The sequence below is a fragment of the bacterium genome, assembly GCA_030247525.1.
In the GTDB taxonomy this organism is placed as follows: Bacteria; Electryoneota; JAOADG01; order JAOADG01; family JAOADG01; genus JAOTSC01.
Window position 1 is genome coordinate 43,547 of sequence record JAOTSC010000003.1, and the last position, 15,265, is coordinate 58,811.

The window sequence follows — 15,265 nt, forward strand, 5'->3', positions numbered from 1 at the left end:
ATGGAAATAAAACGAGTGTAAACGCGGTCTAAAGCCCGCGGCTACCCATAAGCCACTACCCATCGGTGGCTACCCATTGAACTAAACAACCGAATGGAAATGTGCGAATGAGTGAACCGACCCACACGATAACCCAAACGGTGAGCGATACGCTCCACGCGGCGCAATCCGTTGCCGGCCATGCCGCCGAACACGGCGCGGAGCATGGCGCTCACGACTACTCGTTCGCCCACGATTCGCTTTGGACCGGGCAGGATTTGACCTACAATCTACTCGATCACCATCTCGAATTCCTTCCCGATTGGGGAACTTTTACCCTCACGAAGCACGGTTTTATCCTCGCATTAGCGGCGTTCGTCTTGGTCATTTTTGCGACGCTCGCCGGCAAGTCCGCGAAGAAACGGATGGGGAAAGCCCCGACCGGGTTAGGTAATTTCCTCGAAGTGTTCGTGAAGTTCATTCGCGACGATGTGGTCTACCCTGCAATGGGTGAGAAGTTGGGCAAACACCTCCTCAATTACTTCCTGACTGCCTTCTTTTTCATTCTGTTCGGTAATCTTGCCGGACTCATCCCCGGATCGAAATCGCCGACGATGAATATCGCGGTAACGATGGGGATGGCGGTGATGACGTTTATCCTGATGATTTATAGCGGGGTGCGCGTCCACGGGTTGTGGGGCTTTTTGAAGCATTTCGCCCCGCCCGGTATTCCGTGGCCCGTCTACTTTATTCTGACCCCGATAGAAATTGTCGGACTCTTCGTAAAACCGTTCGCATTAACGATTCGTCTCTTTGCGAATATGGTGGCGGGAAAAGCGCTGGTGCTTTCATTCATCGGACTGATTTTTATGTTGGGTAGCGCGCTGGGCGCCGGGGCGGCATTCGGTATTGGACTGCTCCCATTTGCGGGCGGCGTCGGTATCATGTTGCTGGAAATCTTTGTCGCATTTTTGCAGGCGTTCATCTTTACCATGCTGTCGGCGCTGTTCATTGGACAACTGGCAACGGCACACGACGAACACGACCACGAACATGGTCACGAGCATGCGCATTAATTGATTTTTTCGCGCGATAAATATGAGGCACAGCCTCGACGCGCACGCCGGATATGGAAAATCCGGTATCGGTTAGGGCATATTTTTTACTAATGCCCAACGCAGACAGGATTGTCCGCGCCACCGAACCCTTGCCTAAAGCGTGATGCGGGCAAGTGATTGGAAAGGAACGGTACGTCTTTCAACTGTACGTCGGACATTCTTGTCCGACGGGCGTGAAGGAAAAGAGGCGTGTCGGATAACGTTAACATCGACCGACAGGAATGTCGGTCGTGCAGAATACAAATAAGGAAGCACTTTCATGGGAAATGAAGCATACGCACTGTTGTCCGCCGGTATCGGCGCAGGTCTTGTGGTTATCGGCGCCGGACTCGGCATCGGCCGCCTCGCTGGCGAAGCGATGCAAGGAATCGCCCGGCAACCGGAAGCGACCGCGAAAATTCAAACGGCTATGATTATCGCCGCCGCCCTTATCGAAGGCGTCGCGTTGTTCTGCGCCGTTATTTGCTTACTGTTGTCGTTCAAATAAAAACGGGAACAGGGTACAGGGGTTAGGGAACAGGTAAAGCACTGTTCCCCGTTCCCCGTTCCCCATTCCCTGAGGGAACCATGAATCCAATTGAATTGGTAACGCCCAACGTCGGAATGTGGTTTTGGACGACGCTGCTATTCTTAGCGGTGCTCATCATCCTGCGGAAAACCGCGTGGGGTCCGATTGTCAAGGCGCTCGAAGAACGCGAGAAGACGATTGCCGACGATTTGAAGCGCGCCGAATCTGCCCGTGTCGATGCCGAAGGGGCGCGGGAAAGTCTGCTCAAGGAACAGGCGAAAATGCTTGCCGAGCAGAATGACCGGGTCGCCCAGATGATGAAGAATGCGGAACATCGCGCCGCCGACATCATCGAACAGGCAAAAGTCGAAGCGCAGAAGCAGCGGGAAACCGCTACCGCCGAAATCGAACGCGAGAAGCAAAAAGCCATCGCCTCGATTCGCAGCGAAGTCGTAACGGTAGCGCTCAATGCCGCGCAAGCGGTGATCGGCAGAGAGTTGAAGCCGGAAGACCATCAGCGCTTGATTGAACAATCGATCAATCATTTGAACTAAGGGTGTATGGTGAAAGGTGAAGGGTGAAAGGGATCTTCATGCCACCTTACACCCTACACCTTATACCTTTCACCGCAAGGAAGAAATGAGCTTATTAGTATCACGCTACGCGGAGCCGTTGTACCTTGCCGCGAAAGAGACCGGCGAATTGGAAACGGTGACTGCCGACATGGCGGCGCTGGGTATGCTGTTGGTTTCCGGCGAATCGGGAAAAGTATTCGCGGAATACTTGTTATCGCCCCAAGTGTCGCGCAAGGAAAAGCTCGATACGTTGCTTGCGGTATTCGCCAGCGGCAGTAAAATCACTCGGAACTTTTTTCAGGTGGTAATTGAACGCGGGCGCGAAGAACTCCTGCTCGAATTGCCGGATGAGTTTCTTAAGCGAATGAAAAAAGAAGCGGGGATCGTCTCGGCAAACTTGATTAGTTCGATTGCACTCACCGAAAAACAAGTAAAGGCGATGGCGGAGAAAATCGGGAAATCGATTCACAAACAAGTCGAATTGACGTCGGAGACCGATGCTTCGTTGTTGGGCGGTTCGATTCTGGAACTGGAAGGGAAACGGTACGACGCCTCGCTCAAACGTCAATTAGACGACCTGAAACAGGCGTTGTTGGCGTAGGGGCGGGTGTAAACCGTAGGACAGACACTCCTGTCTGTCCACAATGATTCCGATGGACAAGAATGTCCATCGTACGGGACATCGAAGAGAAAAATGAATCCACGGATTTTGCAAATCGCTGGGGAATTGAAGAGGCGGCTGGAACCGCTGTACGGCGAGCGGTTGCAAAAGGTCGTGGTCTTCGGTTCCTATGTGCGTGGCGAAGAGACTGACGAGTCGGATTTAGACGTCGCGATTGTGTTGGATCCAAAATATGACGATTTAACTGAGTGGAATTTAGCGGGATCGCTCTTTGTCGAAATCGATTTAGCGTTTGATGTGGTCGTCGATACGCATATAATTTCGCTCGAAGAATACAATGACCGGGATTATGCGATACTTCGCGCTATCCATAGCGAAGGGGTGACGGTGTGAACGAACTTGTAGCGTTGCACTTGAAGCGTGCCGAGCGATTTCTGGTCGAAGCGAATTTTACTCTGACGAACGAGTTCTTCGATGCGGCGATCAACCGTTCCTACTATGCGATGTTTCATGCGGTAACCGCAGTACTGAAAACGGAAGATGTGGCGCGCAGTTCTCATGCCGGTGTGATTGCCGCATTTAATCAGTTCTTTGTCAAACCGGGTAAATTCACCGAGGTAGAAGGGCGTTGGCTCAAACACGGCTTTGAAACGCGCAATAAGAACGATTATTGGCCGGCGCCGGAGAACAGTGAAGCGGAAGCGCTGCAATTATTTGAAGAAGCGAAGGCGTTTGTAGCGAAGTGTCGGGAGTATTGCGAAGGAGCGTAGGGACGCAAATTATCGCATCCGAGACAATATCCGGGTTCGATGAACCCAACGCATTTCTAGCGTTGGTTCACAAACACCGATGATTTTTCAATTCGTGTTTGTAATTGAACCCCTACAACGTTGCCCCGACATTCTTGTCGCGGAGTTGGAGGTTAGGCAATCTTGCCTGACTGAGGAAGAGCGACGGACAAGAATGCCCATCGTACAGTAGTGGGACAGAAGGAAGCGGGAAAGTGGGAACGTAGCGACAAAGCTCCTGCTTTGTCATCGTCTTTGGAATTGTATTAACAACTGGAGGTGATACCAATGTATTCTTCAGAACCAGATGACTGTTCTAAAGATGATCAACATCAGGATTTGATCGAGATAACTCCAGAACTAGTTAGGAAGGTGAGGATATTCAAATATTCTTTTTGGACTCTTAGAACGATTTTTCTATCATTTGCTATACTAATCATGTATTCGGGGTTTATCTTTGCGGGTTTTGTTTTTAAAATACCATTTATAGATAAAATCAAGGATGATACTTTGTTTATGTTTTTTTATTTTATTGCATCGGTAGTATTTGGTTTTGTCATGTTGAATCTTGTTTGTAAGGTTGGTGTTGTTGATAGATTATTTAATAAGATCGACAATAAATATGAATACTATAAAGAGCTGTTGTGCGTTTATAATTATGATAGAAAATCTCATAAGTGTTAGTAAAAATCTAATTGTTTGATTTTGTGTCATTGTCCTTGAAATCATACATCGTGCAAACGAGGGTGTTTGTACTTACGGGCGACCCCGAGGGTCTGCCCCTACAATTGGAGGTTAGGCAATCTTGCCTGACCAAATCAAATTTCACATCTCTCCTCACAGTGTGTGAAGTTTGAGTTTAGTCTCTGAAACAGGTTCAATCAACTTTGATGGTGGAGAGATGTTAAGCGAAGAAGCAATAAAAAATGAAATAGATTCTTTGCTAAAAATGGGCGACGAACTATTTTTAAATTTGGAAGGAGTAATGTTTCGTAGACATTATCCCCTATGGTATGGAAAATCATTGCCCTACATACATGAGTATAATAGTCTCTGCTATAATGATTTTATAATGTGCTTTAAAAACGAAACAAGAAAAGAAATTACAGCTAGTACTTATACATTGTCGGATTATATTATCGGTGTATACCAAGTCAGCTCTGGATATCAAATAAATGTACAATATGCTGTGCGTGGTCTCCTAGATATTCAAATTGGACTATTAAATGCGTGTATTAGTACGATTGATGGGTCATTAAACAAACTAAAAAACTTTGTTCGAGCTGATTTGTTTTACAGTGAATTAGAATCGGCAGAATATTTGTGTCAAAATAAATTCTATCGAGCAGCAGGAAACATAGCTGGTATTGTAATTGAGAGGCACTTAATTCACATATGTAATGATTTAGAGATCGTGTTACCTAATAAACCAACGTTAGGTGTTGTAATTGATCGTTTATATGATGCCGACCGAATAGATGATGTTGAAAAGTTGAGATTGAAGCACCTTAATGAAATCAGAGTAAAATGTGATCACGTAAAAGAGACCGAACCAAATGAAGCTGAAGCAAAGAATATTTTATTCGGTGCACGAGAAACTCTTAGTAAAAACTATGTATAGTGATTTATCAAATTGTGTAAAGTTGAAAACGCAACCAATCAGGAACCAACTGCATGCAACTACGGCCAGATGAAATTACGTCGGTATTGAAGGATCGAATTAAGTCCTTCGAGACCCAGGTAAAAATGGATGAAGTCGGACGCGTCTTAACCGTCGGCGATGGTATTGCGCGGGTTTACGGCTTAGAGAACTGTCTCGCGGGCGAATTGATCGAGTTCCCCGGCGAAGTGTTCGGCATGGCGATGAACCTCGAAGAGGACAACGTCGGCGTCGCCCTCTTCGGCAGCGACGAAGCGATTCGTGAAGGGGATGTCGTCAAACGCACCGGCCGCGTCGTCGACGTTCCAGTCGGTGAAGAGCTTTGCGGCAGAGTGGTGAATCCGCTCGGTTTCCCACTTGACGGCAAGGGACCGATCAATGCGAAACACCGCCTCCCGGTCGAACGGAAAGCTACCGGTGTAATCACCCGACAGCCGGTGAAAGAGCCGTTGATGACCGGACTCAAGGCAGTCGATGGCATGATCCCGATCGGTCGCGGACAACGCGAACTCATCATCGGCGACCGTGGCACCGGCAAGACCGCCGTCGCAGTCGATACGATTATCAACCAGAAGGGTCAAGGCGTTTACTGTATCTATGTCGCCATCGGTCAAAAAGGTTCGACGATTGCGAAAGTAGTGAAGACGCTCGAAGATCACGGTGCGATGGAATACACCACCGTGATTTCCTCGACTGCGGTCGAAACCGCGCCGATTCAGTTCATTGCCCCATACACCGGCGCCGCAATGGGTGAATACTACCGCGATAACGGCAAACACGCATTGGTGATTTACGACGATTTAACGAAACACGCTTGGGCGTATCGCCAATTGTCGCTGTTGCTCCGCCGACCCCCGGGACGCGAAGCGTATCCCGGCGACGTGTTCTATCTCCACTCGCGTCTGCTGGAGCGCGCAGCGAAGTTATCCGATGCATTGGGCGGCGGTTCGTTGACTGCGTTACCAATTATCGAAACGCAGGCGGGCGACGTCTCAGCGTACATTCCGACCAATGTGATTTCGATTACCGACGGTCAGATTTACCTCGAATCCGATTTATTCTATTCCGGTATCCGCCCGGCAATCAATGTCGGTATTTCGGTCTCGCGCGTCGGTTCCAGCGCACAAACGAAAGCGATGAAAGCGGTCGCTGGTACGATGCGACTCGATCTCGCACAGTACCGTGAACTGGCAGCCTTCGCGCAACTCGGTTCCGATTTGGATGCGTCGACGAAAGCGCAGCTTACCCGCGGCGAACGATTGACTGAGCTCTTGAAACAAGGGCAGTATGCGCCGTGGTCGCTCGATAAGCAAGTCGCGGTCATGTATGCCGGTACGCAAGGGTTTGCCGACCATGTCGCCAAGGGGAAAGTGAAGAAGTGGGAATCCGAACTGGTCGCCTATCTTGAGAACAGTCACGGAAATCTACTGAAAGAAATTGTCGATACCCGTGCCTTGAGCGACGATCTGAAGAAGAAACTTTCTTCGGCGATTGAGTCCTTCAACAAAACGTTTGTCGCTTAAATAGGGGGCAGGGAACAGGGGACAGTAAACAGTTTTGCACCGTTCCCTGTTCCCCGTATCCCGTTCCCTTTTCTGATTGGTAAAATATGCCATCTCTCAAACAGACGAAACAGCGCATCGTCAGCGTGAAGTCGACGCAACAGATCACCAAAGCGATGAAGATGGTGGCGGCGGCGAAATTACGGCGGGCGCAAAATAATATGCTGGCGGCGCGTCCGTACTCGCACCGGTTGCGCAACGTCATCGCCGAAATGGCGGGACGCACCGACTATAGCCACCCGTTGTTGGTGGAACGAGCGCCGGAGCAAGTCGGGTTTGTCGTCGTTGCCTCCGACCGCGGGCTCGCCGGCAGTTTCAATACGAATGTGATGAAACGCGCCGTTGCCGCGTACAACGAACATGAAGGGGCTGACCGCTTCCTGATTACCGTAGGCAGGAAAGCGACCGACTTCTTTACGAAACGCGGCTACAACGTCATTTCCAAGCATCTCGACATTTTTCCCGACCCGACGCTGGAAAAGTCGCGCCGTATCAGCGATAACATCATCGCGAAATATTACAATGAGATGATTGGACTTGACCGCGTCTACTTGGTTTACAACGAATTCAAAAATGTCGTCCAACAACAAATCATTGTCGAACAGCTCCTCCCGATTATTCCGGCGGAAGAGGAGAAGGGCGGATTTCATCAGGATTTCCAATTTGAACCGTCCCCGGAAGCGATTCTCGATGTAGTGTTGCCGCAGTACATCAATGTCGCTATCTGGCACGTGCTGCTCGAATCGTTTGCTGCGGAAATGGCAGCGCGTATGACGGCGATGGAGAATGCGACAAAGGCGGCGTCCGATATGATTTCCGCATTAACGTTGCAATACAACAAAGCGCGGCAGAGTGCGATTACGAAAGAACTACTCGAAATTGTCGCCGGCGCGGAAGCGCTGAAAGGGTAGGGACTCGGGGTTCGGAATTCGGGAATCGGTGTTGGGTGTTGGGGAAAGATGGTGAAGGGTGTAAGGTGAAAGGTGTAGGGGAAGACAATGTGGGTCGCCCGAAGTAGGGTGAAAGTATTGGGAAAGCTCGCAAAGATATTTCAGCAAATACTTTCATGACGTTCGGATACGAACATCCGTTTCGACGATCTTCGTGCCGTTCTTTTACAATTAGAATTTTCGGAACGGATTCGCGGAAGTCATCATATTTTCGTTCGTGACGACTTCGAAGAGATAATAAATATTCAACCGACGGAAAACGGAAAAGCAAAACCGTATCAAGTGAAACAGACGAGAAATCTGATTGTAAAATACCGGTTGAAAGGATTTGACGATGAAGTATGAAGTGATTTTGTACTGGAGCGAAGACGATCAGGCATTTGTAGCCGAAGTGCCAGAATTACCGGGCTGTGCCGCCGATGGGAGAACCTATCGGGAAGCGTTTGAGAATATCGAAATCGTCGCGCAGGAATGGATGGAAACCGCTCGCGAATTGGGTAGAAATGTTCCGGAACCGAAAGGTCGTTTGATTTTTGCATAGGATTGGATGGTATCGATGAGTGTTAGTGAGAATATGAAGTGGGTGTATGGCGTTCACGATTATGCGGTGAATGTCAACCTCGCCGGTATTTCCGATGCGGAGTCGCGAAGGCGGATGGAGCCGGGCGGAAATTGCGTAAATTGGATTATGGGACACATGCTCTGTTCCCGCGTCCATATTCTCGGTTTTCTCGGTTGCGACTGGACAAAGACGAATGCCGTACTCGAGCCGTATCAGCGGGGAACCAGCGGCGCTGATTTCGATTCTTTTCTTACTCTGGATGAATTGACAAAACTGTGGCAGGAGTCGTCGGAGCTTTTGAAAACGAACATCGATGCGACGACCGATGAACAGTGGTTGGAACCGGCTTCGCTGCCCGGTACGGGATTCGATAAACCGGATACGCGGGAGCGCCGGGTATTCTTTCTATCGTTCCATGAAGGATACCATTTAGGACAAATCGGATTATTACGTCGGTTACTTGGTAAAGAAGGCGCGATAAAATAGGTGAAAGGTGTAGGGTGAAAGGTGTAGGGTGAAAGGTGTAGGGTGAAAGGTGTAGGGTGAAAGGTGTAGGGGCTGACCCTCTGGGTCGCCCGGTGATGGGTGATAGGTTTTGGGGATTGGATAGCGACAGGTCTTCAGACCTGTAAAAAAGAAAATAGCAATTCTGGAGAATTGCCAGTACCCAATCCGAACAATGGCGCTATTGCGGGAAGCTTTTGTCGATAGCGATCTGCCGTTTCGGGTCGATGAGGTGGAAAAGAGAGAGTTGAACGCAAGTGAACAAACTCTGATAACCTTGTAGTAGTCGAGATAGGCTCGACAATCTAATTAATTAAAAACAAGGAGTAAAATCATGATTATCGAACAAGCGTTTTTTGGATTACCGGAATTGTGTGCAAATAAGAGTAGTTTGAGCGAAGCATTTATCAGATCGTGTTTCAGTCATAGTATTTTACAAGAATTAATTGCACGTGGAGTTCCTTATCCAATAACAAAAATTCAACACGAATATGTTTACGAAGAATTACAAAAAGGAAATAAATTCCATGCAGATTTGTGTTTGACGTTGAATGATGAGAAGTATGTAAATAGGATGTCTATATGGGGACAAAAAAAACAACAACATAATTGAAATGAAGCTTATTAGAAATTATGACAAAAAAGATGGTTCAGAAAACAAGCAAGGCGTAATAAACAATGGGTACTTGCTCGATTCATTATTGCGTCTATCTATCTTACCGAAAATTGAAATTGCACAAAAAAACAGCGGTGAGTTGAAAAATAATTCAGTTGGAAGATATTTACTACATGTGTATTTAGGAGAACCTGATCAATTCTTAGCCTATAAGGATCAAAAAGGTGATGAAAGATTATGGGTGAAGAATCTTATCGAAGGTGAACAGAACGTAGAACTAGAACCTGCACGTGAAAAGTCCGGACATCTTCTGGCGATATATTCTAAGTACGGAAATGTTGTTCTGTTGAAAATGTCGATTAGAAGTATCAAAATTAAATCATTTATGAAGAAAGGTATAACTTTTGTCTTAAGTAAGATAAATTCTTTTCAGCTGAAAACAAATGAAGGAATGTATAATGAAAATGAGTTTGGTTCTTTCGATCAATCGCAATACAGTGTTTTGAAAAACGCAAGAAACCAGAGCTTGTTTAATGTTAAAAGTAATCAAAACACATGAAAGTCCGTGAGATAATAAAACTAATAGAAAAAGACGGTTGGTACTTGGTGACGACCAAAGGAAGTCATCGGCAATTCAAGCACCCTGAAAAACCGGGACGTGTGACAGTTCCGGGACACGTTGGAGAGGATATGCCGGAAGGCATTCGGATTTCTATCTTGAATCAAGCCGGATTGCGGAAGAGAGGAAAGTAATATGCGGTACGAGTATGCTATCTTCATCGAACGGTCGAAAAGCCGGTATTGGGCTTCCGTACCCGATCTTCCGGGTTGTGTTTCCTGTGGAAAATCGTTAGAAGAATTGCAAAAAAATATCCAAGAAGCCATCGAATTTCATTTGGAAGGGATGGTCGAAGATGGATTACCAATCCCGAAACCGGTGACAAAAGCAAGTATGGTGGAAGTGGAGCGTCCGACCCGGCGAAAAGCAATACGTCGGATTACCAGGACGACGGTACGCGGTCATGAGTAGAGGCGTATTGCAATACGCCCATCGTGTGACGGGCTTGGAAGCCCGTAACCACCCAAACGGGACGGGTAGCGACAGGTCTCCAGACCTGTAAAAAGAAAATGTGCAATTCGGGAGAATTGCCGGTACCCAAGTGAATTTGAGGGCGTATGCCATACGCCCCTACACCGCGACAGGAATACGAACCCGGACAGATGATTCATCGGAGTTCGTGATTCTTCGCTGCTTCACATGCGAAGAATTGTCGCGGCCACAAAAGAATGTTTTGGAACAATAGGAAAATGGAATGAGCAACAACGGTCAAAAAACAACGAACAAGACGCTCGCGGTCGGTGAGATCAAGCAGATCATCGGCGTCGTCGTCGACGTGGCGTTTCCGGAAGGGAATTTGCCGAATTTGTACAGCGCATTAACGCTGAAACGGCCGGATGGACAAGACGTCATCCTTGAGACCCAACAGCACCTCGGCAACAATACCGTGCGCGCCGTCGCCATGGATAATACCGAGGGACTTATGCGCGGAATGAAGGTATCGGATACGGGAGCACAGATCTCGGTGCCGGTCGGTCCCGCTACCCTCGGCCGTTTGATGGATGTTATCGGAAATCCGATCGACGAATTGGGTCCGATTGCTTCCGAAGAACGCTGGCCGATTCACCGCCACGCCCCGAAGTTCGAAGACCTTTCCACCGCGAATGTGATGTTCGAGACCGGTTTAAAAGTCATCGACTTGCTCGCCCCCTATGCAAAGGGTGGTAAAATTGGTTTGTTCGGCGGCGCGGGCGTCGGTAAGACGGTGTTGATTCAGGAACTCATCAACAACGTAGCGAAGAATCACGGCGGTATTTCCGTATTCGCCGGCGTCGGGGAACGTACCCGTGAAGGGAACGACCTCTTGCGCGAAATGGTGGAATCGGGCATCGTCCGGTACGGTGAAGGCTTCGACGCGCACAAATTCGATGTAACACAGGTGAAGAAAGAGGCGTTACGCGACTCGAAACTGGCGTTAGTATTCGGTCAGATGAACGAACCGCCGGGATGCCGTCAGCGCGTAGGTCTTTCCGGTTTGACGGTCGCTGAGTATTTCCGCGATGTCGAACACAAAGACGTACTATTCTTTGTAGACAATATTTTCCGGTTCACGCAGGCCGGTTCCGAAGTATCCGCATTGCTGGGTCGAATGCCATCAGCAGTCGGGTACCAACCGACCCTTGCTACCGAACTCGGTGAGTTGCAGGAACGCATTGTTTCGACGAAGGATGGATCGATTACCTCGATTCAAGCAATCTACGTTCCAGCAGACGATTTGACAGACCCTGCTCCAGCGACTACCTTCTCACACCTCGATGCGACTACCGTATTATCGCGGCGGTTGACGGAAATGGGAATTTATCCGGCAGTCGACCCCCTCGATTCGACGTCGCGCATCATGGATCCACTGATTGTCGGCGAAGAGCATTACGCCGTCGCCAAGCGGGTTCAGGAGATTCTGCAGCGCTACAAGGACTTGCAGGACATCATCGCGATTTTGGGTATCGACGAATTGGCGGACGAGGATAAACAGACCGTGGAACGCGCCCGTAAGATTCAGAAGTATCTGTCGCAACCGTTCTTCGTCGCGGAAGTGTTCACCGGTCGCCCGGGCAAGTTCGTCTCAGTGAAGGACAATGTGCGCAGCTTCAAGATGATTATCGATGGGGAATGCGACCACATTCCGGAAGGCGCATTTTACATGTGCGGCGCAATCGAAGATGTCTTCGAGAATGCGAAGAAGATGGGCATCAAGGTCTAATCGAAACACGGTGGTATGATGGCGATCACATTTGAAATCCTAACGCCTCGCGGAGTTGTGTTTCAATCGGATGTAAAATCGGTTCGGTTACCGGGTGTTGCCGGCGAGTTTGGGGTGCTGCCCGGTCACGTACCCTTTATCACCGCACTACAGGCGGGTGTCATCGAACTTGATACCACCGAGAGTAAGCACGAAAAGATCGCGGTATCGGCGGGCTTTGTCGAAGTCCTTCCCGAGAAGGTTGTGGTCTTGGCAGAGACAGCCGAAACTGCGGCAAACATTGATGTTACGCGGGCGGAATCCGCCCGCAAACGCGCCGAGGAAGGGTTGCGGGCCGCTACCGACCGGGTCGAAGCGGAACAGTACCAAGCAGCGCTATCTCGAGCGAAATCACGTATTAAGGCAAAAACAAATTCATAACGTTCGTATCATATATTTCAAAATTCAGTGGCGTCTCGATTGGAAATCCTATCGAGATTGCTTTATGTTAAGAACATCCTGAACTTGACACCGAATGCCGTTTCCGGCATATTTCGTATACTGCCCTTTTTTTATATTCGGGCGGGTTAACCCGAAGGGGTCGATAACGATCGTTGGTAGGGGTGACAGAATGATTTTAGCGGCAAAGCGCTTAGCGCCTCGACTCATCGCAATGGCTGCGATTGTGGTTGTGATGGCGCAAGCGGGCGCAGCAAGCGGATTGCGGGCGACGTGGATCGACCGGACATTCGCGCAGGCAAAATCGATCCACGTCCAAAAAGAGATGGTTCGGCTTACCGCCGAACTGCAATTGCGCGAAGCGTTTCTCCAAACGATGATCGACGGCAGCCGATCAGAAATCCAAGCGCGAAAACGCAGTGGGGGGGATGTTCCCAACTTCACCTGGCCTACCAGCGAAGTCGCCGACTTCTGGGTATTTCGCGATACCCTAAATTTGCTCAAAAGCTTTGAAGATTATAAAGCGACTCGTGTTTCCGATTATGACTCCCGCCTTGAAGCTGTTCGCAAACTGAAGCGCGACTTGATCGCAACAGCGAGTCCGCTCGACATCGTCCGGATGCGGATGAGGGACTGGCAGTCGTTTGAGCGTTCTTATGGAGCTGACGTCGATAAAGCGAGCGATCCCGAATTGGCGCTAATGCTTTCCGATGAGTACGGCAGAAATTATCCGACAGCCCTTGCCGATAGCTTCTGGTTCTACCGTGCCGAGATCGCCCTCGCTGGCGGTTATTACGACGAAGCGATTCTCGCCTACAATCGGGTTGTGATACAGGAAGCTTCGCGTTATCGGCCGGAAGTGTTTAACCGGTTAGCTTTTATTTATGCAGAGTTAGGCGATTTGGCTGGATTGGAAAGCAATTGGCTGCAATGGATTAATGCCGGTCGTCCGTTTGCCAAAGAGGGTCGGGTTCAGTTCCATACCGGACGTGCCCGTTACATTGCCGGTGGTTACTCGACTGCTATCAGCGCATTAAATGAAGTACCCTCCTCCAGTGATTATTATGAACGTGCGCGTTTACTGCTGGGTTCCTCCTACGGTTTGAACCAACAATTCGACAGTGCAATGACCGCCCTCTCCCCCATACTCAGCAAGAAACTGGATAAGCGGTTACAAATCAATGCCGATTTGAAAAGATACGCCACTTTGAAATATGCCCAACTGCAGAATTTCAGCGGTCGCAGTCGCGAGGCGTTGCAAACGATTGAAGGTTTGGACACTCGTTCTGAATATGGCGATCAAGTGTTGTTTACTCGGGCTTGGATTTACCGGTCGATGTCGAAGTACAGCGATATGTCAATGGAACTCGACACGTTAGTTCGGCGTGCGGCTTGGAGCCCGTTTGTCCCGTTAGCGAATGCCTGGCTTGCCGAAGTAACGGAAATTCGTAGTGGTCAAGTGGAAGCGGTACCGATGTTCGAGCATATTCTTGGAATGCTGGAGCAACGGCAACAGATTTCCGACTACACCGAAGAACGATACCAGTTATACCATCTATTGAACTCGTTGAATACGTTGGAAACAGAATTACTACTGGAAAACGACATCGGGGTGTTTGCGAAGTATATCGACCAACGTCGACGCTTGTTGCTCATGATCGAACAGAACAAAAACGGTGCGTCGTTGGCGGCGAATCCAGCGTTAAAGGAATTGTATCAGGAAGAAATTGCGACCTCACAACTGGCGCAAAATCTTGTGAACATGTCGCGCTCAGTCGACCGTCAAAACAAACCTTCCCAGTTGAAAAAGTATTTTGAGTTAACCGAGAAGCAGGAAAAGCTATCCGCTCGGTTAGGCGACTTGATGATGGTTGCACAAGGGTTAACGCCTGCCATTCAACGGGAACAGGACGTTCTTGCCTTTAACCGCCGGTTGAAGGAGTTGGGAAAGTCGTCGCGTGATTTGCTTTCGCAATCCCGTCCCGATGCGCCGTTCCAAACCGTAGATCGGGCCGCTTTTACAACGATGAAACTCGATAAGCTTGGAACCAGGATATTAACCGCCCAATTGGATAAAATATCCACCGACATCGACCGCTACGCCAACTTTGCGATGACCCGCTATGCGTTAGGCGGTTTCGATTTCGATTTACTCGACCGGAAACGTGACCGCAGCGATGAGCTGACATTCTACATCAAACGTCTCGAAACGCTGATGGAAGAAAAAGCCGAGCAAGCCGAAGAGGCTGCTGCCAGTGCGGCATTGTTAGAAATGATGAAGACGGCGACGCCCGATAGTTCGAGTGCTCAGCCGGCAGTAGTACCACCGGAACAGAAGTAAGTGATTCCGCTTAGCCAGAAGAAGGAGCCGATTCTTATGCTTCGATTGCGAAGAACGCGAATCGCGATAACCATTGCGATAGCGGCCTTGCTCGCCAACTTCGCGGCACTGGCGCAACCAGCGTGGCAGAAACAGTTGTCGGAAGGCGATTCCAGCATCATTAAAAACTGGGAATCCGACCGCGCTGCGCTTGACGTTCAGGTGGCGGAATTAATGCGAATAG

Annotated in this window: 20 protein-coding genes; all 20 read left to right on the forward strand. The window is 49.1% G+C overall.

Annotated elements, in window-relative coordinates; translation table 11 throughout:
- Nucleotides 1–107: 107 nt before the first annotated feature.
- Nucleotides 108–1,055, forward strand: a complete 948-nt coding sequence (gene atpB / locus OEM52_00745; protein ID MDK9698664.1) for a F0F1 ATP synthase subunit A — start codon at nucleotides 108–110, stop codon at nucleotides 1,053–1,055.
- A 301-nt stretch (nucleotides 1,056–1,356) separates the two neighbouring features.
- A complete protein-coding gene (gene atpE / locus OEM52_00750; GenBank protein ID MDK9698665.1) occupies nucleotides 1,357–1,584 on the forward strand; it encodes an ATP synthase F0 subunit C in 228 nt (75 codons plus the stop codon).
- 80 nt (nucleotides 1,585–1,664) lie between these two features.
- Nucleotides 1,665–2,159, forward strand: a complete 495-nt coding sequence (gene atpF, locus OEM52_00755; GenBank protein MDK9698666.1) for a F0F1 ATP synthase subunit B — start codon at nucleotides 1,665–1,667, stop codon at nucleotides 2,157–2,159.
- An 85-nt stretch (nucleotides 2,160–2,244) separates the two neighbouring features.
- Nucleotides 2,245–2,781: an ATP synthase F1 subunit delta gene (gene atpH, locus OEM52_00760; GenBank protein ID MDK9698667.1), complete on the forward strand. Its 537-nt coding sequence runs from the start codon at nucleotides 2,245–2,247 to the stop codon at nucleotides 2,779–2,781.
- A gap of 93 nt (nucleotides 2,782–2,874) precedes the next feature.
- The gene (locus OEM52_00765) at nucleotides 2,875–3,195 is read left to right on the forward strand and encodes a nucleotidyltransferase domain-containing protein (protein MDK9698668.1); all 321 of its coding nucleotides are present in this window, start codon (nucleotides 2,875–2,877) and stop codon (nucleotides 3,193–3,195) included.
- On the forward strand, nucleotides 3,192–3,572 hold the full coding sequence (locus OEM52_00770) for a HEPN domain-containing protein (protein ID MDK9698669.1): 381 nt from the start codon (nucleotides 3,192–3,194) through the stop codon (nucleotides 3,570–3,572). Before OEM52_00765 ends, OEM52_00770 begins: the two co-directional genes overlap by 4 nt.
- An 871-nt stretch (nucleotides 3,573–4,443) precedes the next feature.
- Nucleotides 4,444–5,211: a hypothetical protein gene (locus OEM52_00775; protein ID MDK9698670.1), complete on the forward strand. Its 768-nt coding sequence runs from the start codon at nucleotides 4,444–4,446 to the stop codon at nucleotides 5,209–5,211.
- Between the two features lie 53 nt (nucleotides 5,212–5,264).
- Nucleotides 5,265–6,773, forward strand: coding sequence for a F0F1 ATP synthase subunit alpha (atpA, locus tag OEM52_00780; protein ID MDK9698671.1), 1,509 nt, complete (start codon nucleotides 5,265–5,267; stop codon nucleotides 6,771–6,773).
- 86 nt (nucleotides 6,774–6,859) lie between these two features.
- Nucleotides 6,860–7,723, forward strand: a complete 864-nt coding sequence (atpG, locus tag OEM52_00785; protein ID MDK9698672.1) for an ATP synthase F1 subunit gamma — start codon at nucleotides 6,860–6,862, stop codon at nucleotides 7,721–7,723.
- 174 nt (nucleotides 7,724–7,897) lie between these two features.
- Entirely contained in the window at nucleotides 7,898–8,107 is a 210-nt protein-coding gene (locus tag OEM52_00790; GenBank protein MDK9698673.1) for a type II toxin-antitoxin system HicA family toxin, read from the forward strand.
- Nucleotides 8,091–8,303, forward strand: coding sequence for a type II toxin-antitoxin system HicB family antitoxin (locus tag OEM52_00795; protein ID MDK9698674.1), 213 nt, complete (start codon nucleotides 8,091–8,093; stop codon nucleotides 8,301–8,303). The genes OEM52_00790 and OEM52_00795 overlap by 17 nt, the downstream gene beginning before the upstream one ends.
- Nucleotides 8,304–8,318: 15 nt before the next feature.
- Nucleotides 8,319–8,810: a DinB family protein gene (locus tag OEM52_00800; protein MDK9698675.1), complete on the forward strand. Its 492-nt coding sequence runs from the start codon at nucleotides 8,319–8,321 to the stop codon at nucleotides 8,808–8,810.
- A gap of 352 nt (nucleotides 8,811–9,162) precedes the next feature.
- Nucleotides 9,163–9,441: a hypothetical protein gene (locus OEM52_00805; protein MDK9698676.1), complete on the forward strand. Its 279-nt coding sequence runs from the start codon at nucleotides 9,163–9,165 to the stop codon at nucleotides 9,439–9,441.
- A 1-nt stretch (nucleotide 9,442) separates the two neighbouring features.
- Entirely contained in the window at nucleotides 9,443–10,003 is a 561-nt protein-coding gene (locus OEM52_00810) for a hypothetical protein (GenBank protein ID MDK9698677.1), read from the forward strand.
- Nucleotides 10,000–10,197: a type II toxin-antitoxin system HicA family toxin gene (locus OEM52_00815; GenBank protein ID MDK9698678.1), complete on the forward strand. Its 198-nt coding sequence runs from the start codon at nucleotides 10,000–10,002 to the stop codon at nucleotides 10,195–10,197. Before OEM52_00810 ends, OEM52_00815 begins: the two co-directional genes overlap by 4 nt.
- A gap of 1 nt (nucleotide 10,198) precedes the next feature.
- Nucleotides 10,199–10,474 (forward strand): type II toxin-antitoxin system HicB family antitoxin, encoded by a 276-nt coding sequence (locus tag OEM52_00820; protein MDK9698679.1) that lies wholly within the window; start codon nucleotides 10,199–10,201, stop codon nucleotides 10,472–10,474.
- 283 nt (nucleotides 10,475–10,757) lie between these two features.
- The gene (atpD, locus tag OEM52_00825; protein ID MDK9698680.1) at nucleotides 10,758–12,263 is read left to right on the forward strand and encodes a F0F1 ATP synthase subunit beta; all 1,506 of its coding nucleotides are present in this window, start codon (nucleotides 10,758–10,760) and stop codon (nucleotides 12,261–12,263) included.
- Nucleotides 12,264–12,278: 15 nt separating this feature from the next.
- Nucleotides 12,279–12,683 (forward strand): F0F1 ATP synthase subunit epsilon, encoded by a 405-nt coding sequence (locus OEM52_00830; GenBank protein ID MDK9698681.1) that lies wholly within the window; start codon nucleotides 12,279–12,281, stop codon nucleotides 12,681–12,683.
- Nucleotides 12,684–12,873: 190 nt separating this feature from the next.
- Nucleotides 12,874–15,042 (forward strand): hypothetical protein, encoded by a 2,169-nt coding sequence (locus OEM52_00835; GenBank protein MDK9698682.1) that lies wholly within the window; start codon nucleotides 12,874–12,876, stop codon nucleotides 15,040–15,042.
- A gap of 36 nt (nucleotides 15,043–15,078) precedes the next feature.
- On the forward strand, nucleotides 15,079–15,265 hold a 187-nt coding region (locus tag OEM52_00840), incomplete at its 3' end, for a hypothetical protein (protein ID MDK9698683.1).

Bases quoted from the DNA above. Each gene is read 5' to 3' on its own strand.
- atpH (MDK9698667.1), top strand. From the start codon at position 2,245: ATGAGCTTATTAGTATCACGCTACGCGGAGCCGTTGTACCTTGCCGCG.
- atpA (MDK9698671.1), top strand. From the start codon at position 5,265: ATGCAACTACGGCCAGATGAAATTACGTCGGTATTGAAGGATCGAATT.
- OEM52_00835 (MDK9698682.1), top strand. From the start codon at position 12,874: ATGATTTTAGCGGCAAAGCGCTTAGCGCCTCGACTCATCGCAATGGCT.
- OEM52_00805 (MDK9698676.1), top strand. From the start codon at position 9,163: ATGATTATCGAACAAGCGTTTTTTGGATTACCGGAATTGTGTGCAAAT.
- OEM52_00800 (MDK9698675.1), top strand. From the start codon at position 8,319: ATGAGTGTTAGTGAGAATATGAAGTGGGTGTATGGCGTTCACGATTAT.
- atpB (MDK9698664.1), top strand. From the start codon at position 108: ATGAGTGAACCGACCCACACGATAACCCAAACGGTGAGCGATACGCTC.
- OEM52_00820 (MDK9698679.1), top strand. From the start codon at position 10,199: ATGCGGTACGAGTATGCTATCTTCATCGAACGGTCGAAAAGCCGGTAT.
- OEM52_00830 (MDK9698681.1), top strand. From the start codon at position 12,279: ATGATGGCGATCACATTTGAAATCCTAACGCCTCGCGGAGTTGTGTTT.
- OEM52_00815 (MDK9698678.1), top strand. From the start codon at position 10,000: ATGAAAGTCCGTGAGATAATAAAACTAATAGAAAAAGACGGTTGGTAC.
- OEM52_00765 (MDK9698668.1), top strand. From the start codon at position 2,875: ATGAATCCACGGATTTTGCAAATCGCTGGGGAATTGAAGAGGCGGCTG.
- atpE (MDK9698665.1), top strand. From the start codon at position 1,357: ATGGGAAATGAAGCATACGCACTGTTGTCCGCCGGTATCGGCGCAGGT.
- atpF (MDK9698666.1), top strand. From the start codon at position 1,665: ATGAATCCAATTGAATTGGTAACGCCCAACGTCGGAATGTGGTTTTGG.
- OEM52_00810 (MDK9698677.1), top strand. From the start codon at position 9,443: ATGAAGCTTATTAGAAATTATGACAAAAAAGATGGTTCAGAAAACAAG.
- atpD (MDK9698680.1), top strand. From the start codon at position 10,758: ATGAGCAACAACGGTCAAAAAACAACGAACAAGACGCTCGCGGTCGGT.
- atpG (MDK9698672.1), top strand. From the start codon at position 6,860: ATGCCATCTCTCAAACAGACGAAACAGCGCATCGTCAGCGTGAAGTCG.